Annotated in this window: 1 protein-coding gene and 1 pseudogene; both read left to right on the top strand. The window is 69.0% G+C overall.

Annotated features, from left to right (window positions below; all coding sequences use genetic code 11):
- On the top strand, positions 1 to 253 hold a 253-nt coding region (locus tag ACFW3F_RS25500), incomplete at its 5' end, for an RNA polymerase-binding protein RbpA (protein ID WP_388062498.1).
- Positions 254 to 360: 107 nt separating this feature from the next.
- A pseudogene (locus ACFW3F_RS25505) lies at positions 361 to 1,376 on the top strand (glucose-6-phosphate isomerase); the annotation flags it as partial.

Here is a 1,376-nt window from a genome sequence, read left to right on the forward strand (position 1 = left end):
GCTGCGCATCTCCTTCTGGTGCTCCAACGGGCACGAGACACAGCCGAGCTTCGCGAGCGACGCGCAGGTGCCCGATATCTGGGACTGCCCCCGCTGCGGATTCCCGGCCGGACAGGACCGCGACAACCCCCCGGACCCGCCGCGCACCGAGCCCTACAAGACGCACCTCGCCTATGTGCGGGAGCGGCGCAGCGACGCCGACGGCGAGGCGATCCTCGCCGAGGCGCTCGCCAAACTGCGGGGCGAGATCTAGACCGATCCGCTTCGGATTCCTTCAGTCTTCTTCTTCCGTCGTGTTCACCGCTGATCAATTAGGTTGGGGACAGCGGGGACACCCAAGGAAGAAGGCTGAAGTCCGAGATGAACGCAGACGGTCGTACCAGGCTCAACCGGACGCCCGAGTGGACCGCACTGGCCAAGCACCGTGAGGAGCTGGGCGAGGTGCGGCTGCGCGAGCTGTTCGCCGCCGACCCCGGCCGCGGCACCGGGTACACCCTCCGGGTCGGTGACCTGTACGTCGACTACTCCAAGCACCTCGTCACCGACGACACCCTGCGTCTGCTGCGCGAACTGGCCGTCGCCACCGACGTGTCCGGGCTGCGGGACGCCATGTTCCGCGGCGAGAGGATCAACACCACCGAGGACCGGGCGGTACTGCACACCGCGCTGCGCGCCCCGCGTGACGCGGTGATCGAGGTGGACGGTGAGAACGTCGTCCCCGGCGTGCACGACGTGCTCGACAGGATGGCCGGCTTCGCGCAGCAGGTCCGTTCCGGCGAGTGGACGGGCCACACCGGCAGGCGCATCCGCAACGTCGTCAACATCGGCATCGGCGGCTCCGACCTCGGCCCGGCGATGGCGTACGAGGCGCTGCGCGCCTTCACCGACCGGGACCTCACCGTCCGCTTCGTCTCCAACGTGGACGGCGCCGATCTGCACGAGGCGGTCCGGGACCTGGACCCGGCGGAGACGCTGTTCATCGTCGCGTCGAAGACGTTCACCACCATCGAGACGGTCACCAACGCCACCTCCGCGCGGAGCTGGCTGCTCGCGGCGCTGGGTGACGAGAAGGCGGTGGCCGCGCACTTCGTCGCGCTGTCGACCAACGCGGAGAAGGTCGCGGACTTCGGCATCGACACGGCGAACATGTTCGAGTTCTGGGACTGGGTCGGCGGACGCTACTCCTTCGACTCGGCGATCGGCCTGTCGCTGATGATCGCCATCGGCCCGGACCGCTTCCGGGAGATGCTCGACGGGTTCCGGATCGTCGACGAGCACTTGCGGTCACCGTTGTTGATCACCGCGTCCAGCACGGCCAGCCGGCGCAGGCGGGGATCGTCGGCGTGCACCAGCAGGGCCGTCCGCCCCTCCCCCAC

Source organism: Gordonia sp. NPDC058843 (assembly GCF_042743165.1).
In the GTDB taxonomy this organism is placed as follows: domain Bacteria; phylum Actinomycetota; class Actinomycetes; order Mycobacteriales; family Mycobacteriaceae; genus Gordonia.